Origin of the sequence: Streptomyces sp. NPDC046862 (assembly GCF_040704615.1) — a bacterium.
In the GTDB taxonomy this organism is placed as follows: Bacteria; Actinomycetota; Actinomycetes; order Streptomycetales; family Streptomycetaceae; genus Streptomyces.
In genome coordinates, this window is record NZ_JBEYXP010000025.1 from 79,705 (window position 1) to 98,394 (window position 18,690).

The window sequence follows — 18,690 nt, forward strand, 5'->3', positions numbered from 1 at the left end:
CGCTCGGACCTCCCCATCACTCGGACTCCCCTTCCAGCTCCAGGGTCAGGAACCCGCTCCCCGCCCTCGCCCGCACCTCGCGCCCGCCCGCCGCGAGCCCCCAGGGCGCCGCCGGGTCGCCGCACGAGGCCCGCAGGGTGTCCCCCTCGCGGACCACGGTGAACGTCACGTCCCCGACGGGCACCGTCACCTGCGCCCCGCGCTGAAGCCCGTACGCGCGCAGGGTGACCCCGTCGGCGTACGCGTAGTCGGGCCGGTCGTGCACCGCGCCCACCGGGATCACCGCGCCCGGCCGGACGAGGAGCGGCACGCTGCTGAACCCGTGGCGCTCGCGCACCCAGCGCGGGCCGGTCACCGTGCGACCGTTCAGGAAGTGCGTCCAGGTGCCCTCGGGCACGTAGTACGCGACGTCCCCCTCGTCGCTGAACACGGGCGCGACCAGCAGATCGGGCCCGAGCATGTACTGGCGCTCCAGGTGCGCGCACCCCGGGTCGTCGGGGAACTCCAGCACCATCGCCCGCATCATCGGCACGCCCTCGGTGTGCGCGGTGCGCGCGGCCTCGTACAGGTACGGCATGAGGCGCAGCTTCAGCCGGGTGAACTCGCGCAGGACGTCCACGGACTCCTCGTCGAACAGCCACGGCACCCGGTACGACGACGAGCCGTGCAGCCGGCTGTGCGAGGACAGCAGCCCGAAGGCGATCCACCGCTTGAAGAGGGCCGGGCTCGGGGTGCCCTCGAAGCCGCCGATGTCGTGGCTCCAGAAGCCGAAGCCCGACAGCCCCAGCGACAGCCCGCCCCGCAGCGACTCCGCCATCGCCTCGTACGTCGACTCGCAGTCCCCGCCCCAGTGGACCGGGAAGCGCTGGCTGCCGGCCGTCGCCGAGCGGGCGAAGACGACCGCCTCTGCCTCGCCGCGTTGCTTGCGCAGCACGTCGAAGACGGTGCGGTTGTAGAGGTAGGTGTAGTAGTTGTGCATCCGCTCCGGGTCCGAGCCGTCCGCGTACGCCACGTCGAGCGGCACCCGCTCGCCGAAGTCCGTCTTGAAGCAGTCGACGCCCTGTGAGAGCAGCGCCTCCAGCTTCGAGGCGTACCAGTCGCGGGCCGCCGGGCTCGTGAAGTCGACCAGTGCCATGCCCGGCTGCCACAGGTCCCACTGCCAGACGCTGCCGTCGGGCCTGCGCAGCAGGTGGCCGAGGGCCTTGCCCTCCGCGAAGAGCGGCGACCGCTGGGCGATGTACGGGTTGATCCACACGCAGACCCGCAGCCCCTTCGCCTTGAGCCGGGCCAGCATGCCCTCCGGGTCCGGGAACACCCGCGGGTCCCACCGGAAGTCGCACCAGTTGAACTCGCGCATCCAGAAGCAGTCGAAGTGGAAGACGGAGAGGGGGAGTTCGCGCTCCCGCATGCCCTCGATGAAGGACGTCACCGTCTCCTCGTCGTACGAGGTCGTGAACGACGTCGACAGCCACAGCCCGAACGACCAGGCGGGCGGCAGCGCCGGGCGGCCGGTGAGCGCGGTGTACTTGCGGAGGATCTCCTTCGGGGTGGGGCCGTAGATGACGTAGTACGTGAGCTGTTGGCTCTCGGCGCTGAACTGGACCCGGGACACCGCCTCCGAGCCCACCTCGAAGGAGACCTTGCCGGGGTGGTCGACGAAGACGCCGTAGCCCGCGTCGGTCAGGTAGAACGGCACGTTCTTGTAGGCCTGTTCGGTCGCCGTGCCGCCGTCGGCGTTCCAGATGTCGACGACCTGGCCGTTCTTGACGAGCGGCCCGAAGCGTTCGCCGAGGCCGTACACCGACGTGCCCACACCCAGGTTCAGCTGCTCGCGCAGATAGTGGGCGCCCGTCGCGTCGCGCATGATGCCCATGGCCTTGGTGCCGCTGGTGGTGAGGGTGCGGCCGTGGGCGAGGAAGTCGACCTGCCAGGGGCCCCCTCGGGCGACCCGGACGGAGAGGGCGCCCGCGGTGAGGGTCGCGTGGTCGTCGTCGTACGAGGTCTGGGCCCCGCACTCCGTACCGCTGACCTCGAAGTGGGGGCCGCGTGGCTCCTCTCCGTCGAAGTGGGTGAACGTGACGCCGATGACGTCGGGCATCGGCGCGTGCGCGCTGATCGTCACGACCGGTCCCTTCAGCAGGTCGCCGCGGTGGCGGATGGGCTGGGTCGGCGCGTGGAGCTCCAGCGTGCCGCCCGGACCCTCCGTGACGTCGAGGACCTGCCGCGGATGGGCCGCGGTGACGCCCTCGCGCAGCAGCCAGTAGCCGTCGGTGAACTTCAAGCCCCACACCTCCAGTTCGTCGTCACTTGACCGCCCCCACGGCGATACCCCGGGTGAGGGTCCGCTGGAAGACCAGGAAGAAGACGATCGCGGGCAGGACGCCCAGGAGCGCGGCCGCGTTGGTCATGGTGGCGTCCATCAGCCGCTGGCCCTGGAGGACGCCGAGGGCCACCGACACCGTCTGGTTGTCGTTGGAGATCAGCATGACCAGGGGGAGCAGGAACTCGTTCCAGGTCCAGATGAAGAAGAAGACCAGCAGCACACCGAGCGTGGGCCGGCTGACCGGGACGACGATCCGCCACAGCACCTGCCGGCGGTTCGCCCCGTCGATGCGGGCCGCCTCGATGATCTCGCGCGGGAACCGGCTCAGGACGGCCGAGAGCAGATAGGTGCCGAAAGCCGCCTGGATGACCGTGAACACGATGATGACGCTCAGCCGGGTGTCGTACAGGCCGGCTTCCTTGCTCAGGTAGTAGACCGGGTAGACCAGCGCCTCCTGCGGCAGCACGTTGGCGAGGACGAAGAAGGCCAGCACCCAGGCGCGGCCCCTGACCCTTCCGATGCCGATCGCGTACGCGTTGAGGACGGACAGCACGACGGCACCCGCCGCCACCGCACCGCTGATCAGGAACGAGTTGAAGAGTTTCTGCCCGAAGTCGACGCGCTCCCAGAAGTCCTTCAGGCCGTCGAGGTAGAGGCCGTCGGGAAGGCTGAGCGGGCCGTCGGCCGAGTACTCGGCGGGTGACTTCACCGCGTTGACCGCGACGATCAGGAACGGCACGACCATGAAGAGCGCGGCGATGACCAGGGCCACGAGCACCGGGTAGCGGCGCAGGGAGGCGCGTACGGATGTACGGGTGGCTGTGGGGGCGGCTGTCGTCGTGCTCGTCATGTGCGCAGACCCTCCTCGGCGTCCTCGGCGCGCGTCTGGAGCCTGAGCCCGACCAGCGCCAGCAGCAGGACCAGCACGGTGAGGACCGTGGAGATCGCGGCGCCGTAGCCCACCTGCGTCTTCTCGAAGAACGTGGTGAAGGAGAAGTAGGAGGGGACGTCGGTCGCGCCGCCCGGACCGCCCTTGGTCAGCACGTACACCGCGCCGAAGACCTTCAGCGCGGCGATCGTGCACCACGTCAGGACGACGTGGATCTCCGGGCGGATCTGGGGCAGCGTGATGTGCAGGAAGCGGCGCCACCAGCCCGCCCCGTCCAGCTCGGCGGCCTCGTACAGCTGCGGGTCGACGCGTTGCAGGCCCGCCATGAAGACGACGAGCGGGAAGCCGATCTGCACCCACACCATCACGCCCATGACGCTGTACAGGGCGATGTCGGGATCGCCGAGCCAGTCCTGCTGCCAGGAACCGAGCCCGACGGCCTTCAGCAGCTCGTTGAGCGAGCCGTTGTCGGGCGCGAGGACCCAGCTCCACACGATGCCCGCGACGGCGATCGGCAGCACCTGCGGAAGGTAGAAGCAGGCGCGGAGGACGGCGGCGACCCTGCTGCCGAAGTGCTTGCCCACGTAGTCGAACAGGGCCGCGGCCAGCACGAGCCCGATCGCCGTCGGCAGGACCGCCATCGCCACGACCATGAACAGGCTGTGCCGGAAGGACGCCCAGAAGGCGGAGTCGTCCATCAGCTCCCGGTAGTTGGCGAGCCCGGACCAGTCGGGCGAGCCCACGCCCTGCCAGTCGGTGAAGCTCACACCGGTGTTCATCAGGAACGGCACCACCACGACGGCCAGGAAGGCGAGACCGCCGGGCAGCAGGAACAGGACGTACGAGTCACGGGTGCGGGTGCGGGTGCGCCGCGAGCCGCCTCGACGGCGCCTGCCGACGGCCCGCGCACCCCGTTGTTCGACGGTCACCGTCATCGCTTCGGCGCGCCCTTGTCGTACGCGTCCTGGAGGGCGTCCAGGTACGCGTCCGGCTCGGCGTTGCCGGTGATCAGCTTCTGGGTCTCGGAGACGAGGGTGTTGTAGAAGTCGGGGACGGGCCAGTCGGGGTAGAAGGCGAGCCCGTCCTTCTCGGACAGGGAGTTGAAGCCGGCGATCAGCTGCTTGGCCCGAGGGTCGGTGATGGCGGCCGGGTCGGCGGCCACCGGGACACCGCCGTTGTTGCCCAGCAGGTTCTGGATCTTCTTTGACATGGTGATGTCGATGAAGTCGTAGGCGAGGTCCTTGTTCTTCGCCGCCTTGGGGACCACCCAGAGGTTGCCGCCGGAGCCGAGGGTGAGGTTCGTGTCCGGCCAGAGGAAGGTGCCCCAGTCGAACTTCGCCTCCGTCTTGAGGCGGCCGTACCACCAGGTGCCGGAGAACAGGATGGGCGTCTTGCCGGAGATGAAGGAGACCGCCGCGTCCTCGGCCTTCGCGCCGACGGTGTTCTTCGCGACGTAGCCCTTGTCGACCCAGTCGGCGAAGGTCTCGGCGCCGTACGTCCAGGCGGCGTCGCGGAAGTCGTTCTCGCCCTTGTACAGCTCGTAGCGGTCCACCCAGGCGCGGTCGGCCTTGCTGAGGGCCAGCTGGTACAGGTACTGCTGGGCGATGTACTCGGCGCCCGCGTTGGCGAGCGGGGTGACGCCCTCGTCGGTGAACTTCTCCATGGCGGCGGTGAGTTCGGCGAACGTGGTGGGCTCTTCGACGCCGTACTTCTTGAACAGGTCCTTGTTGTAGTAGACCAGCGTGTACTCGGCGTAGTTGGGCACGCCGTACCACTTGCCGGAGCCCATGACGCCGCCCGCGTCGTACTGGCTGGTGGTGCGGACCCCCGCGCTCAGCTTCTTGTCCCTGCCGCGCTTGGTCACTTCCGCCGTGAGGTCGGTGAGGAGCCCCTGCCGCGACAGCTTGCCCGCCGTCGCGTTGCCCTTGTTGTACTCCATGAGGTCGGGCGCGTCCGAGGAGTTCAGGACCATCGGGGCGGTCTTCTGGATCTGTTCGAAGCCCTTCTCCTCGAACTCCACCTTCACGCCCGGATGTGTCTTCTCGAACTCCTTGATGGCCGCGTTCCACGCCACGCCCATCGCGCTCTCGGGTCCCTCGTAGTGCCACAGCCGGAGCGTCTTTCCGTCTGAGGACCCGCTGTCGGAACCGCCGCAGGAGGCCAGGAGCAGGACTCCGCTCAGAGCCGCGGCGGCCCACGCCGCCGTACGCCTTCGTGCCGTCAACATCCTCTGCCTCCAGGGGAGTTCGGATGGTTCTCGGGGCGCCACGCGGTGGACCGGTCCGAGTGCCGGGTCGGGGGCTGGTGTCGGGGGTCGGGTGTCGAACGGCACAGTCGAATCGTTTCGATGCGTGACGTCGAAGCGCTTCGACGGTGGAAGGTATGTGGGGGCTGTGGGTGCGTCAATGGGGCGTGCGGGAATTCGGATGCGTGGGGCGCCCCGAAAGGGCGCGAGGAACGCCGCGTTCGCACCTATGGTGGTCGTATTGGTGTTCGGCTGGCAGGAGGGGGCTTGCCCATGACCGTCACGACCACTCGAAGCACGCGAAGTGCCGCACGGGCGCCCGTAGTCGCGGGTACGCCTCTGCTGGGCTCGCTGCCCGACCTGCTCCGCGATCCGCTGGCGGCGTATCTGAGCGCCCGGCGCGAGTGCGGCGACGTCGTGCGTTTCCGGATCGGGCCGCCGGGGCTGCGGCGGGAGTTGCACGGCGTGTTCTCGCCGGAGGGCGTGCAGCGCGTACTGGCGACGGAGGCCGCCAACTTCCGCAAGGACACGCCCTTCTACCAGGAGGTGCGGGACCAGATCGGCAACGGGCTGCTCACCAGCCAGGACGCCGACTACCTCCGCCAACGCCGCCTCGTGCAGCCACTGTTCACCCGCCGCCGGGTGAACGGTTACGCGGAAGGGGTCGCCGTCGAGGCCGCCGAGCTCGCCGAGTCCTGGCGTGCGGCGCCCGGCGGGAGCGTCGAACTGATCGGTGAGATGCGCCGGTTCGCGTTGCGTGTGGTCGGCCGCATCCTCTTCGGCACGGACATGGAGGAGGCGGTCGCGGTCGTCGAACGGACCCTGCCGCAGCTCCAGGACCACGCGCTGAAGCGGGGGCTGGCGCCGCTGAAGACCCCGCCGACCTGGCCGACTCCGGCCAACCGCCGGGCGGCGCGGCGCCAGGCGGAGCTGTACGGGCTGTGCGACAGGATCATCGAGAGCCGGCGTGACGGGGGAGACGGCGGAGACGGGGGAGACGGGGGAGAGGCGACCGGAGCGGCGGACTCCGGCGACGATCTCGCGACCCTGCTCGCGCGGGCCGAGAACGCCGAGGACGGGCGGCTCGACCACACCGAGGTACGCGAACAGGTGCTGATCTTCCTGCTCGCCGGTCACGAGACCACCGCGACCGCGCTCGCCTTCGCGCTGCACCTCCTCGGCCGGCATCCCGAGGAGCGGCGGCGGGCCCGGGAGGAGGTGGACCGTGTGCTCGGGGGGCCCGGCGGGCGGGCGCCCACGGCCGAGGACATGGAGGCGCTGCCGTATCTGACGATGGTGGTCAAGGAGGCGATGCGGCTGTATCCGTCCGCGCCGATCATCGGGCGGCGGGCGGTCGCCGGTACGGAGATCGACGGTGTGCGGATACCGGCCGGTGCGGATGTGCTGGTCAGTCCGTGGGTGACCCATCGGCACCCCGGGTACTGGGACGAACCGGAGCGGTTCGATCCCGAGCGGTTCACGCCTGAGGCGGAGGCGGGTCGTCCGCGTTATGCGTGGTTTCCGTTCGGTGGGGGGCCGCGGGCGTGTATCGGGCAGCATCTGTCGATGCTGGAGTCGGTGCTGGGGCTTGCGGTGCTGTTGCAGAACCACGACTTCGACGCGGTGGAGGACGAGGATGTGCCGCTCGGCGCGGCGATCACGTTGATTGCGAAGGGGCCGGCTTGGTGCGGGGTGACGGCACGGGTGGGGTGACGGGTGGACGGTCCCGAAGAGACGGGTGCCCCCGGGACACGGGCGTGAGAGTTGCCCATCAGCGCACAAGCCATCGGGCTGACACCATCAGACGCCATCAACGGCGGCGAACGACGACGAAACGACGCAGCCACAGATCCGGGCCGCCCCGATGTGACACTTCGGCGCGAAGTGTCACATCGGCAAACCGACGCGGGAACACCACGCCCGTTTCGGCACGACGACCCACAGAGCGATCGAACCTCCCAAAGTGGTGACGTCCACGACACCATCGCCCTGGACTTGGCCGAGCGCATGGCGGACCGCTCTCACGTATCGGCCGGACAAGTGCTGGTCACCGGGCCGGGAGAACTGCAGGAGAGCCACCAGGTCCGGCGGATCCTGCACGTCGCAGCCGTCGAGGGAGAACCCGGCTCCGGTTACCGCCAGGTCATGGCCCTGGAGCGGTGCGTCCGCAACATCCTTGGTGAGGTCAACCGGCTCGCCGACTCCGGGGAGGCGCTGCGCTCGGTCGTACTGCCTCTTCTGAGGACCGGCGGCGGCAACAGCGATCTGCACAAGACCGTGGACACTCTGTTGGCCACGACGGTGAGCTACTTTCGCTTGCATGCGGCGTCACGCATCCGCGTTGTCTACCTTCTGGCCTACACCGACGTGCAGGCGGCCATATGCAAAGCAGCCCTGAACACGGTTGAGGAACTCTCGTCGGACGGCTAGGGCCTGTCGTTCCCCGTGCTGGGCCGCCCTGAACACCGTCTCCGGTGCAACCGCACTCGACCTGTGGCCCGCAGCCATCCGGCCGTTACCGACCTCGCTTGCGGTACGGCATCACGGTTTGCGCCCCACCCCGCAGTAAGCGTCGACGGCAGCGGCAGGAATGGCTGAACCGTGAGAGTCGGGACGCCACTCGGGCACTCGGACGACGCCCGGATCCACCAGTTCGAGACCGTCGAAGAAACCGGCTATCTCCGCGACGCCACGCACGTGGTACGGCACCGCACCACTCGCGTTGTACGCCTCCGACGCCGCGATCATCCCCTCACTGGTCGCCGTGCTGTCGCTGATCACCAGATGGCTTCCCGACGGGAGGCCGGCCATCAGGCGGTGCACGAGCCCGCGCGCCTGGTCGTAGTCGGCGACGTGGCCGAGCGTGTTGAGGATCATCAGGGCGACCGGCCGGGAGAGGTCGAGGGTGGCGGCGGCGGCCTCGAGGACGGCCTCGGGCTCGTAGAGGTCGGCGTCCAGGTAGGCCGTCCTGCCCTCGCGGGTGCTGGTGAGCAGCGCCTTCGCGTGAGCCAGCACGATGGGATCGTTGTCGACATACACGATCCGGGCGTCCGGGGCGACGCGCTGTGCGACCTCATGGGTGTTGTCGGCGGTCGGCAGGCCGGTGCCGACGTCCAGGAACTGCCGGATGCCGGCCTCTCCGGCCAGATGGCGGACGGCACGCCCCAGGAAGTGCCGGCTGGTGACCGCCACGTCGACCAGGCCGGGGAAGATCTCCTTGATCTGGTCCCCGATCTCCCGGTCGACCTCGTAGTGGTCCTTGCCGCCGACGAAGTAGTTCCAGAAGCGGGCCGAGTGCGGCTTGGAGGTGTCGATCCTGGCCCGTGTCTGCGCGGCGGCGTGGATCAGGGGATGGGGCTCGGACACGGCAGGGCCTCCTGTGGATCGGTGATGGCGATGGCGATGGCGAATGTGATCAGAGCACCAACCTAGGCGAACTCGCCTTCAAAGCAGGGGAGTTGTCAGCGTGCACAGCTCACGCACCGTGGGGTTTTGGCCACTCGTGGACAGAGGTGCCCCGCCCGCCGAACGCGGCGATCAGCAGGGCCACCGACGCCGCGGCCACCGGCACTCCATACCCCCCGCTCACCGACACGTGCTCACTCACCCACCCCCCGGCCCCCGCACCGGACGCGATCCCGGCCAGCAGCCCTGTCACCGCGAGTGTCATGCCCTCGTTCAGGCGGCCCTCGGGTGTGTGGTGCTGGACCAGCGTCATGGTGGTGATCATCGTGGGCGCGGTGGCCATGCCGGCGAGGAGGAGGGTGAGGGCGAGGACCGGGAGGGAGCCGGTGAGGGTGGCCGCGAGGAGGGGGAGGGTCATCAGCGCCGTCATCACGGCCACGCACCGGGGCAGGCGCCGCGAGGCGGGGCCGCCGGGCTTCAGGGCGCCGTACAGCAGCCCCGCCACGCACGAACCGGCCGCCTGCAGCGCGAGGACGACCCCCGCCGCCGACTCGCGCCCGTGCCCGTCGGCGAACGCGATCGTGACGACCTCCATCGAGCCGAAGACCGCGCCCATGGCGAGGCAGACGGCCAGCAGGGACGGCATGCCGGGCGCCCGGAGCGGTGAGCGTGCCGTGGAGAACGGAGCCGGGCGGCCCGACGCGGGTGGCTCCGTCGACCGCTGGGCCGCGAAGACCAGCACACCCGTCAGCAGCAGCATGGCGCCCACCAGCGTCCCCGCCTCCGGGAACAGCGCGGTGCACAGGAACGCCGCCAGGATCGGGCCGAGCATGAAGCACAGTTCGTCCGCGGCCTGTTCGAAGGAGTTCGCGGTGTGCCGGGCCGCCGGGTCGTCCCGCAGCAGATGCGCCCAGCGGGCACGGGACATGCCTCCGGTGTTCGGGGTCGTCGCGGTGGCCGCGTAGCAGAGGAAGAGGGTCCAGTCGGGGGCGCCGCGGCGCACGCAGAGCAGGAGCGCCAGGCTGCCCAGGACGGCGACCACCGTGGCGGGCACGGCCACCCGTGCCTGCCCGTGGCGGTCGGTCAGCCGGGCGGTCCAGGGCGCCACCAGCGCCGTGGCCAGCAGGCCCGTCGCGGTCACGGCGCCGGCGAGGGCGTACGAACCCCGCGACCCGGCGATCATGATGACCGCGCTCACGCTGAACATGCCCATCGGGAGCCGGGCGATCAGGTTCCCGATGGTGAAGGCCCGGGTGCCGGGGAGGGCGAAGAGGCGGCGGTACGGGGTCAGGGGGCTGCTCCTGCGGGCCCGGCTGCTCGTGGGGGTGCGGTTGTTTCCGTGGGTGTGGCTGCCCCCGCGGGCGCCGGGGGACCGCTGCCCGCGCGGGGCGAAGTCGGCCGCGACCAGCGTGTCGGCGGTGACCGTGAGGAGGAGGGGGCGGCGGGGTTCGTCGGTGGGTGGTTGCGGCATGAGCACCACCGTCGTCCGTCGCGTGATCGACCGTCCAACACCTGCTCCGTCGCGATTGACGCACCTGCGTTGTAAGTTCGCCGGATGTCCTCCCCGACCGTGGATCCCCGCCTCCTCCGCGCCTTCCTCGCCGTGGCCGAGGAACTGCACTTCACGCGTGCCGCCGCCCGGCTGTACGTCGCCCAGCAGGCGCTCAGCCGTGACATCCGGCGGCTGGAGCGGGAGCTGGGGGCCGAGCTCTTCACGCGGACGACCCGGCAGGTGGCCCTGACGGCCGACGGTGCCCGGCTGCTGCCGTACGCGCGCCGGGTGCTTCAGGCGCAGGAGGAGCTCGTCGCGGCGTTCACCCCGAAGGCGGGCACCGGCGCCTCGGGGCGGCCGCTGTTCGTCGACGTCAACACTCCGGGGCTCGTCGGGGAGCGCGTTCTCGCCCGTGCCCGCGAACTCGTCCCCGGCGAGGAGCTGATGACCCGCTACGAGAGCGGCCTCACCGGTGCCGCCGCGGAGATCCTCGCCGGACGGCTCGACGTGTCGTTCGGCCGGTTCGCGGGGCTCGACCCCGCGGTCCAGGCGCGGCTCGCCCATCGGCCGGTGCGGTACGAGCCGATGGCCGTGATCCTTCCCGAGGACCACCCGCTGGCCCCGCGGGACGAGGTCCCCCTGGCCGAGCTCGCCGGTGAGACCGTGTACGCGGGCGCCGGGAACCCCCGTACGCCCGAGTGGACCGACCTGGCGCGTCGGCTCTTCGAGGGGCGCGGCATCGAGGTGGCGCCGCCCGAGCCGCTCGCCGTGGGGGCCGAGGAGTTTCGGCGGGTCATGGCCAAGAACCGCAACCCCGTCCTCGCAGTGGTGGGATTTCCGGCCATGCCCGGGACCGTGACCAGGCCCCTCGTCGATCCCGTTCCCCTGTCACCCGTCTCGATGGTGTGGCGCAAGGGATTCCGGCATCCCGGAGTCGTGGCCCTCGGACGTGCCGTGGACGAGCTCGCGGGGGAGGAAGGGTGGCTCAGACGCCCTGGGGATGGATGGATTCCGGCCATGGATTCACTCAATATGATGAGTCGCCCCTGACACATTGCACACACGGTTCCCCCACGTGCGCTACATTCTTGGCCCGGGCGCGTGTGATAGAGGGGGCGCTCGGACCGGGTGGGGGCCCGGTCCGAACAAGTAAGTGCGAAGTGCCCGGATCGTTCGCGCGCCCGAAAGTGTCCCTTGGGGGGATGAGCGTGCGAGTGGACAACTGGCGGAAAGACGCCCAACCGAACGGGCGGAACAACCATCGCCAGGGCAGAAGCGGAACCGGTCCGTCGGACCGGGACGGCGCCGGCGAGCGGTCAGGCGGTCAGCAGACCGACTGGCCGGAAGCGATCGGCAGAACCGCGTCCTGGCCGGGGACCCAACACATCGGCGTACCGAGACAGCCGTCGGCATCCGGTCACGGCGCCGGCGACGGTACTGAGTCGCCGCGCACCGGATCCCCGTACTCCTCCTCACGCTCGCGTCAATCACGCGAGGCAACGGAGTACGACACGGAAGGCGGCATGGGACGCGCCGAGGAGCCGTCGCGGTACGACGCGGCAGCCGAAACCCGTCAGTTCAGCGACCCCGACCGGGGGCGGTTCACCGATCCCGTCACCCGACGGCCCGGGCACGTCCCGTACGCCGGCGGGAGCGCGGATGCCCCGGAGACCCGGCTGGTCGACCCCGTGCCGGACAGACCCGGGCAGCAGCCCGGTCCGGACCCGCACCCGGACCCGTCGCGGGTCTGGGAGCAGTCCGACGAGCCGGGCCACACCCACGACCCGCACGAGGTGACCGTCCAACTCGACGGCGTGGGGCGGGAGCTGGAGGACTGGTTGGTCCAGCAGGCCAAGGAAGCGCCGGCCCCGCAGGAGTCGGACGGCCCGGTGTTCGTGGACGAGTCCGGCCGCCGCCGCAGCAGGCTGCGCCGCATCGGCATAGTCGTCGGCCTCGCCTGCGCGGTCTACGCCGTCGTCATCGGCGCCACGCTCCTGTCGGGCAACTCCAACGCGCCCTGGCTGCCGGGGCTCGGACAGCAGGACGAGGAGCCGGCGAGCGAGGTCGAGGCACCCCCGCTGCCCGCCGACTCGGCCGGCCCGTCCGGCACGGCGAGCGTTTCGCCGAGCGCCGGCACCTCGCCCACGGCCGGGACCACGACGGCACCGGTCACGGGCACCTCGCCCTCGGGCGAGGCCTCCGCACCGGCGGCCCCCGGCTCGCCGAAGCCCTCGGTCAGCGACGAGCCCGACCCCGGCCCCACCACGGAGGACCCGGGCGTCGATCCGCAGCCGTCACGGCCCGACCCGTCGGACCCCGTCACCTCGCCCGACCCCGAGCCCAGCACCTCGGAGTCCACGGGCACCGACGGCGGCACGGGCACCGGCACCGGAACGGACTCCGACCCCGTCGCCGGAGACGCCCCCGCCCCCGGCCCCGTCGGGTCGGGCGCCGCACCCAGCTCCTCGTCGTCCCCGGAGAACATCGCCTGATGGCACGCACCAACCGCCACGGCCCGGCCCCGCGCGCCCGCCGTCGGCTGCCCCTGCGTTACCTGCTGCCCGTCCTCGTCCTCACCGCCCTGATGGCGATGCTGATGCTGCGCGGCTACGTGCACAGCGAGATCCTCGCCGACCACCGCGTCCGGCCCCCGGTCTCCTCCGACAAGGTGCCCGAGAACATCCTCGACGGCGGTCCGGTCATCGACACCCGCAGCGGCCGCACCAAGAGCCTGAGCGTGGCGGACCACCGGCTCGTCCTCACCTTCGACGACGGTCCGGACCCCACGTGGACGCCCAAGGTGCTCGACGTGCTGAAGAAGAACCAGGCGCACGCCGTCTTCTTCGTCACCGGCACCATGGCCTCCCGCTACCCGGACCTCGTCCAGCGCATGGTCGACGAGGGCCACGAGGTGGGCCTGCACACCTTCAACCACCCGGACCTCTCCTACCAGTCCAAGAAGCGCATCGACTGGGAGCTGTCCCAGAACCAGCTCGCGCTCGCGGGCGCGGCCGGCGTCCGCACCTCCCTGTTCCGGCCCCCGTACTCGTCGTTCGCCGACGCCATGGACAACAAGTCCTGGCCGGTCACCGAGTACATCGGCTCCCGCGGCTACATCACCATCGTCAACAACACCGACAGCGAGGACTGGCAGCGCCCGGGCGTCGACGAGATCATCCGCCGCTCCATGCCCAAGGGCGGCAAGGGCGCGATCGTCCTCATGCACGACTCGGGCGGCAACCGCGCCCAGACGGTCGCGGCCCTCGACACGTTCATCCCCATGCTCAAGGAGCGGGGGTACGAGCTCGACAACCTCAGCGAGGCCCTGGACGTGCCCAGCGCGCACACCCAGGTAGACGGGCTCGACGCGCTCAAGGGTGAGGCGTGGATCGTCCTCGTCCAGGCCTCGGAGCACATCACCGACGGTCTCGTGGTCGGGCTCGCCGTCATCGGCGTCCTCGTCTTCACCCGCTTCGGCCTGATGCTCCTGCTGTCCGGCGTGCACGCCCGCCGCGTACGCAGAAAGAACTTCCGCTGGGGCCCGGCCGCCCCGGTCACCGAACCGGTCTCGGTGCTCGTGCCCGCGTACAACGAGGCCAAGTGCATCGAGAACACGGTGAACTCGCTGATGGCGAGCGAGCATCCGATCGAGGTCATCGTCATCGACGACGGCTCCAGCGACGGCACGGCCCGCATCGTCGAGAACATGCGCCTGCCCAATGTGCGCGTCGTCCGCCAGCACAACGCGGGCAAGCCGGCCGCCCTCAACCGCGGCCTGCGCAACGCCCGTCACCACCTGATCGTGATGATGGACGGCGACACGGTCTTCGAGCCGTCCACCGTCCGCGAACTCGTCCAGCCCTTCGCCGACCCGAGCGTCGGCGCGGTCGCGGGCAACGCCAAGGTCGGCAACAAGGACTCGCTGATCGGCGCCTGGCAGCACATCGAGTACGTGATGGGCTTCAACCTCGACCGCCGTATGTACGACATCCTGCGCTGCATGCCGACGATCCCCGGCGCGGTCGGCGCCTTCCGGCGCTCGGCCCTCGAACGGGTCGGCGGCATGAGCGACGACACGCTCGCCGAGGACACCGACATCACCATGGCGATGCACCGCGACGGCTGGCGCGTGGTGTACGCGGAGAAGGCACGGGCCTGGACCGAGGCCCCCGAGACCGTCCAGCAGTTGTGGTCGCAGCGCTACCGCTGGTCGTACGGCACCATGCAGGCGATCTGGAAGCACCGCCGCTCGGTCATCGAGAAGGGCGCGTCCGGCCGCTTCGGCCGCGTCGGCATGCCGCTGGTGTCGCTGTTCATGGTCGTGGCACCGCTGCTGGCACCGCTGATCGACGTGTTCCTCCTCTACGGCCTCGTCTTCGGCCCGACCGAGAAGACCATCGGTGCCTGGCTGGGCGTCCTCGCCATCCAGGCGGTGTGCGCGGCCTACGCCTTCCGCCTCGACCGGGAACGCATGACCCACCTCATCTCACTCCCGCTCCAGCAGATCCTCTACCGGCAGCTGATGTACGTCGTCCTGCTCCAGTCCTGGATCACCGCGCTCACCGGCGGCCGTCTGCGCTGGCAGAAGCTGCGCCGCACGGGCGTGGTGGGGGCGCCCCCCGAGGGCATCCCCGGGCAGCGAGTACACAGTGGAGCCGAACGGAGGCCGGTGGGATGACCCAGGGTTACCAGCAGCAGAGATCCACCGATGCCGAGAACCCGTACTGGGCCTCGTACGGGGAGACGTACGGCGTGCCGCGGCAGCGGGTGGACGAGGCGCTGATTCCGGACGGGCCGGCGCTCCAGGTCGAGCAGCCGGAAGCAGAGCAGTCCGACGCCGGGCGGCCCGAAGCGAAACAGCCCGAGTCGCGACAGCCCGAGTCGCGACAGCCGGTGACCGGGACCGACGCGAAGCCGAAGAAGCCCGGCCGCGACCGCTACCTGGACCTGCTGCGGACCATCGCCCTGGTCCGCGTGGTGGTGTACCACCTCTTCGGCTGGGCGTGGCTGACGGTCCTGTTCCCCTCCATGGGCGTGATGTTCGCCCTGGCGGGTTCGCTGATGGCGCGTTCGCTGAACCGTCCCGCGTGGGGCGTGATCCGGGGCAGGGTCCGCCGACTGCTGCCCCCGCTCTGGGCGTTCAGCGTGGTGGCGCTGGTGCTGATGTTCGCGGGCGGCTGGGATCCGGGGACGTCGTCCGACGGACCCACGTGGGGCTGGATCGAGCTGGTCAACTACGTGATCCCGATCGGCGCCCCGCCCTTCCCCTGGAGCATCGGCTCCAAGTCCGGTCTGCTGGAGGACACCTGGGCGGTCCAGGCGGCGGGCGTGCTGTGGTACCTGCGCGCGTACCTGTGGTTCGTGGTCGCGTCCCCACTGCTGCTGTGGGCGTTCCGCAGGGTGCCGTGGGCGACGCTGCTGGCCCCGCTCGCCCTGACGGCGGTCGTGGGCACGGGCCTGGTCACGATCCCCGGCGAGACGGGCAACGCCGTCACCGACTTCGCGGTCTACGGCAGTTGCTGGGTCCTGGGCATGGCCCACCACGAGGGCTTCCTGGCGAGGATCCCCCGCTACATGGCGGTCTCCTGCTCGGTACTCGTCATGGCCTTCGGCCTGTGGTGGGCGTCGGGCCACCTGGGCCCGGACGGCTGGGACCTGAACGACATCCCGCTGGCCCAGGCCACCTGGTCCTTCGGGTTCGTGGTCATCCTCCTGCAGTACTCCCCGTCCTGGCAGGAACTGCCGGGCAGGCTGGCACGCTGGGACAAGCTGATCACCCTGTCCAACAACCGGGCCGTCACGATCTACCTCTGGCACAACCTCCTGATCATGGCGACGGTCCCGCTCCTCGATCCGATCTACGAACTCCCGTTCATGCAGAGCGACCGCGCGGTCGCGGCACTCGACACGACGTACATGATATGGATGTTCGTGCTGGTGTGGCCGCTGATCGGGCTGATGATCGTGGCGCTGGGCTGGATCGAGGACGTCGCCGCCAAGCGCAGCCCGCGGCTGTGGCCGAACGGCGCGAAGCGCGGGGGAAGCAGGCGAAAGGCCTGATTCCGGGGGGTACTTGGGCGTGTACCGAGTGCGTAACCGAGCGCGGAACGCCCTTGCGTGCGGGTGCGGCCGGGTGGATCTTTGGGGCGCGTGGGGGGCGTCCTGGCTCACCGACGCGAGCGAGGAGTGAGACCCCATGACCCAGCCTCCCGGCCGGCCGCCGTACGACGGTTACGGATCTCCGGACGGTTACGGAACTCCGGACGGTTACGGAACTCCCAAAGGTTACGGAGCTCCCGAAGGTTACGGACCTCCGCCGGTCCAGCCGCCACAGCAGCCGCCGTACCCGGGGCCGTACGCACCGCCCCCGCTCCCGCCACAGCCCCCGAACCCGTACGCGATGCCGCAGCCGCAGCCGCCGTACGGGGGTGCGCCCTACGGGAGTTACCCGCCGCCCCCGCCTCCCGGGGGCTCCGGGAAGAAGGTGGCGCTCATCGCCGTCGGCGCGGTCGTGGCCCTGGCGCTGGTGGGCGGCGGCGTCTTCCTGGCCTCCGGCAACGGGGACGACGATGCCAAGGCCGACAAGACCGTGGCGGTCGGGCCGAGCGCGTCCGGGAGCCCGACCGGCGAGGTGGCCGACCTGCCCTCGGGCGGCCTGCCCTCGGGCGGCGCGACGGAGGTGCCCGACCTCCCCTCACCCGACTTCGGCGACGACACGGGCCCCGTCAAGGCCCCGCCCGCGCCCGGCGTCGAGGGCCAGTGGCAGGACGCGGACGCCAAGACCCTCACGGTCGGCACGAAGTACACCTCCGGCGACCTGAAGGGCAAGTACTCCCTCTCCTACATCGACACCGAGGGCAAGGGCGTCCTCACCGGCCTCGGCACCTACCGTGACGACGACTCCTTCCGCCTCGTCCTCCGCCGCATGGGCACGCAGGCCACGCAGGAGTCCGACCTCACCTACGGCACGGTCCGCCGATCCGGCGACGACGTGGTGATCAAGTGGGACGACGGCGGGACGGAGACCCTGGCGTACATCGGGTCGTTGTAGGACTGACGTGATGGATTCCGATCGGTCTCCTACTTTCCGGTCGCCACCGACCACAGCGTGACCGCCAGGGCCGCGCAGGACGTGAGGGCGGCCAGGGACGGCAGCGGCCAGCGGCTGCGTTCCAGGGTGTCGAGGCGCTCCTCGTGTTCCGAGAGCGTCTTGTCCGTCTGGTCGGCGCGCTGGAGGAGGAGGGCCAGGTCGCCCCGGGTGGTGGCGAAGCCGACATCCACGGCGCGGCGGAGGCGCTCCAACTCCAGGACCACGCCCGCTCGTTCGTCACTGCTCACCATCGGCACCTCCCTGGTCCGTCCGCTGCTTCGGCCCGGTCATCGCGTACCTCCTTGTTCCGTACATCCGCGACTTCCTCGACTTCCTCACGTGCGTGGCACGCGGAGCCTGTCCCAGCTCACGCGGCCCGGAATGCCGTCGGCGTCCGCGCCCGAGTAGCCGAGCCGGCGCTGCCAGGCGGCGTACGAGCGGCGGTCGGCCTCCGTCCAGACCGGGCCGGGACCGATGGCGTAGCGGCCGCAGCCCTCCGCGACCAGGCGCCGGCCCATGGCGGTGACGATCGTGCCGCGGCGGCCGTTCGTGAAGTACGCGGCCCCCGGGAAGGGTTCGTACGCGGTCGGCGCGGACCCGCCCCCGCCCGTGGGCTTTCCCAGGCGCTTCGCTGTCCGCGTGCGCATCGCCGCCATCGAGAACGTCGGGTCGATCTTGCGTCGCGTCCACTCCTTGTGGCCGATGACCCGCGACGAACTCCAGCCGTGGGCACGGCAGACGGCCGCGGCGACCCTCTCCACGGCCGCCAGCTGCGCCTCGGGATACGGGTCGCGGCCGTTGCCGAGGTTCTCGATCTCGAAGCCGTAGAAGTGGGCGTTGCCGTCGACCGCGTCGGCGCCCGGTCTGGAGGGGAGGGCGCTTTGGCCGCGTACGGCGTTGTAGGCCGCCTGCGAGCCGCTGCCCGCGTGGTTGGTGCGGCCGTAGCCCACCAGATGGACCGTGCCGTCCTTGGCGATCACTCCGATGCACAGCGGGCCCGGCAGGTCGGCGCGGCCGGTGCGGCAGAGGGAGACGCTGTTGGTGCCGGCGGTGTGGTGCAGCATCACGCCCTGGGCAGGGCCCCAGGCGCCGATGGCGTTGCGGTTGTGGGTCGGCCAGGTGCCGTGCTCCTTGAGGGTGACGCCTTCGGCGCGCAGGGCTCTCGCGAAGGCGGACGCGGACAGGGGTGTGGCCATTGAGGACTCCTTTGTGAGCAGGCGAAAGCCCCGGTGCGCCGCTGTGTGCG

15 protein-coding genes are annotated in these 18,690 nt (G+C 70.6%); 7 read left to right on the forward strand and 8 right to left on the reverse strand.

Features of this window, described 5'->3' with window-relative positions:
- Positions 1-16: 16 nt before the first annotated feature.
- The 4 genes from yicI to AB0959_RS26760 are packed head-to-tail and all read right to left on the reverse strand — an operon-like array spanning position 17 to position 5,439.
- Complete coding sequence (gene yicI / locus AB0959_RS26745) at positions 17-2,281, reverse strand: alpha-xylosidase (RefSeq protein WP_366829101.1); 2,265 nt, start codon at positions 2,279-2,281, stop codon at positions 17-19.
- 22 nt (positions 2,282-2,303) lie between these two features.
- Positions 2,304-3,173 carry a carbohydrate ABC transporter permease gene (locus tag AB0959_RS26750; protein WP_366829102.1) on the reverse strand — a complete coding sequence of 290 codons (870 nt, stop codon included), beginning with the start codon at positions 3,171-3,173 and terminating at the stop codon, positions 2,304-2,306.
- Entirely contained in the window at positions 3,170-4,147 is a 978-nt protein-coding gene (locus AB0959_RS26755; RefSeq protein ID WP_366829103.1) for a sugar ABC transporter permease, read from the reverse strand. Before AB0959_RS26755 ends, AB0959_RS26750 begins: the two co-directional genes overlap by 4 nt.
- Entirely contained in the window at positions 4,144-5,439 is a 1,296-nt protein-coding gene (locus AB0959_RS26760) for an extracellular solute-binding protein (RefSeq protein WP_366829104.1), read from the reverse strand. Before AB0959_RS26760 ends, AB0959_RS26755 begins: the two co-directional genes overlap by 4 nt.
- A gap of 291 nt (positions 5,440-5,730) precedes the next feature.
- Between AB0959_RS26760 and AB0959_RS26765 the strand changes: the two genes are divergently transcribed.
- Together AB0959_RS26765 and AB0959_RS26770 are read left to right on the forward strand one after the other, a co-directional pair.
- Positions 5,731-7,170, forward strand: coding sequence for a cytochrome P450 (locus AB0959_RS26765; protein ID WP_366829106.1), 1,440 nt, complete (start codon positions 5,731-5,733; stop codon positions 7,168-7,170).
- Positions 7,171-7,221: 51 nt separating this feature from the next.
- Positions 7,222-7,887, forward strand: coding sequence for a hypothetical protein (locus tag AB0959_RS26770; RefSeq protein ID WP_366829108.1), 666 nt, complete (start codon positions 7,222-7,224; stop codon positions 7,885-7,887).
- A 111-nt stretch (positions 7,888-7,998) separates the two neighbouring features.
- Here the strand turns inward: AB0959_RS26770 and AB0959_RS26775 are convergent, their stop codons facing one another.
- Both AB0959_RS26775 and AB0959_RS26780 read right to left on the reverse strand, forming a co-directional pair.
- Positions 7,999-8,823, reverse strand: coding sequence for an SAM-dependent methyltransferase (locus AB0959_RS26775; RefSeq protein WP_366829109.1), 825 nt, complete (start codon positions 8,821-8,823; stop codon positions 7,999-8,001).
- A gap of 109 nt (positions 8,824-8,932) precedes the next feature.
- Positions 8,933-10,333, reverse strand: a complete 1,401-nt coding sequence (locus tag AB0959_RS26780; protein WP_366829110.1) for an MFS transporter — start codon at positions 10,331-10,333, stop codon at positions 8,933-8,935.
- A gap of 84 nt (positions 10,334-10,417) precedes the next feature.
- Between AB0959_RS26780 and AB0959_RS26785 the strand changes: the two genes are divergently transcribed.
- The 5 genes from AB0959_RS26785 to AB0959_RS26805 all read left to right on the forward strand — a co-directional run bounded on the left by AB0959_RS26785 (position 10,418) and on the right by AB0959_RS26805 (position 17,405).
- Positions 10,418-11,404, forward strand: a complete 987-nt coding sequence (locus AB0959_RS26785; protein WP_366829111.1) for a LysR family transcriptional regulator — start codon at positions 10,418-10,420, stop codon at positions 11,402-11,404.
- Between the two features lie 473 nt (positions 11,405-11,877).
- Positions 11,878-12,846, forward strand: a complete 969-nt coding sequence (locus tag AB0959_RS26790) for a hypothetical protein (RefSeq protein WP_366829112.1) — start codon at positions 11,878-11,880, stop codon at positions 12,844-12,846.
- Entirely contained in the window at positions 12,846-15,032 is a 2,187-nt protein-coding gene (locus AB0959_RS26795) for a glycosyltransferase (RefSeq protein ID WP_366829113.1), read from the forward strand. Before AB0959_RS26790 ends, AB0959_RS26795 begins: the two co-directional genes overlap by 1 nt.
- A complete protein-coding gene (locus AB0959_RS26800; RefSeq protein ID WP_366829114.1) occupies positions 15,029-16,414 on the forward strand; it encodes an acyltransferase in 1,386 nt (461 codons plus the stop codon). Before AB0959_RS26795 ends, AB0959_RS26800 begins: the two co-directional genes overlap by 4 nt.
- A gap of 340 nt (positions 16,415-16,754) precedes the next feature.
- Complete coding sequence (locus tag AB0959_RS26805) at positions 16,755-17,405, forward strand: hypothetical protein (RefSeq protein ID WP_366829115.1); 651 nt, start codon at positions 16,755-16,757, stop codon at positions 17,403-17,405.
- A 29-nt stretch (positions 17,406-17,434) separates the two neighbouring features.
- Here the strand turns inward: AB0959_RS26805 and AB0959_RS26810 are convergent, their stop codons facing one another.
- Positions 17,435-17,695, reverse strand: a complete 261-nt coding sequence (locus AB0959_RS26810; protein ID WP_366829116.1) for a hypothetical protein — start codon at positions 17,693-17,695, stop codon at positions 17,435-17,437.
- A gap of 84 nt (positions 17,696-17,779) precedes the next feature.
- Positions 17,780-18,640: a peptidoglycan-binding protein gene (locus tag AB0959_RS26815; RefSeq protein ID WP_366829117.1), complete on the reverse strand. Its 861-nt coding sequence runs from the start codon at positions 18,638-18,640 to the stop codon at positions 17,780-17,782.
- Positions 18,641-18,690: the final 50 nt, after the last annotated feature.

What these genes read in the sequence shown, in the direction of transcription:
- AB0959_RS26765 (WP_366829106.1), top strand. Translation starts at nt 5,731, where the DNA reads ATGACCGTCACGACCACTCGAAGCACGCGAAGTGCCGCACGGGCGCCC.
- AB0959_RS26800 (WP_366829114.1), top strand. Translation starts at nt 15,029, where the DNA reads ATGACCCAGGGTTACCAGCAGCAGAGATCCACCGATGCCGAGAACCCG.
- AB0959_RS26790 (WP_366829112.1), top strand. Translation starts at nt 11,878, where the DNA reads ATGGGACGCGCCGAGGAGCCGTCGCGGTACGACGCGGCAGCCGAAACC.
- AB0959_RS26760 (WP_366829104.1), bottom strand. Translation starts at nt 5,439, where the DNA reads ATGTTGACGGCACGAAGGCGTACGGCGGCGTGGGCCGCCGCGGCTCTG.
- AB0959_RS26755 (WP_366829103.1), bottom strand. Translation starts at nt 4,147, where the DNA reads ATGACGGTGACCGTCGAACAACGGGGTGCGCGGGCCGTCGGCAGGCGC.
- AB0959_RS26785 (WP_366829111.1), top strand. Translation starts at nt 10,418, where the DNA reads ATGTCCTCCCCGACCGTGGATCCCCGCCTCCTCCGCGCCTTCCTCGCC.
- AB0959_RS26750 (WP_366829102.1), bottom strand. Translation starts at nt 3,173, where the DNA reads ATGACGAGCACGACGACAGCCGCCCCCACAGCCACCCGTACATCCGTA.
- AB0959_RS26805 (WP_366829115.1), top strand. Translation starts at nt 16,755, where the DNA reads ATGCCGCAGCCGCAGCCGCCGTACGGGGGTGCGCCCTACGGGAGTTAC.
- AB0959_RS26795 (WP_366829113.1), top strand. Translation starts at nt 12,846, where the DNA reads ATGGCACGCACCAACCGCCACGGCCCGGCCCCGCGCGCCCGCCGTCGG.
- AB0959_RS26815 (WP_366829117.1), bottom strand. Translation starts at nt 18,640, where the DNA reads ATGGCCACACCCCTGTCCGCGTCCGCCTTCGCGAGAGCCCTGCGCGCC.
- AB0959_RS26780 (WP_366829110.1), bottom strand. Translation starts at nt 10,333, where the DNA reads ATGCCGCAACCACCCACCGACGAACCCCGCCGCCCCCTCCTCCTCACG.
- AB0959_RS26810 (WP_366829116.1), bottom strand. Translation starts at nt 17,695, where the DNA reads ATGGTGAGCAGTGACGAACGAGCGGGCGTGGTCCTGGAGTTGGAGCGC.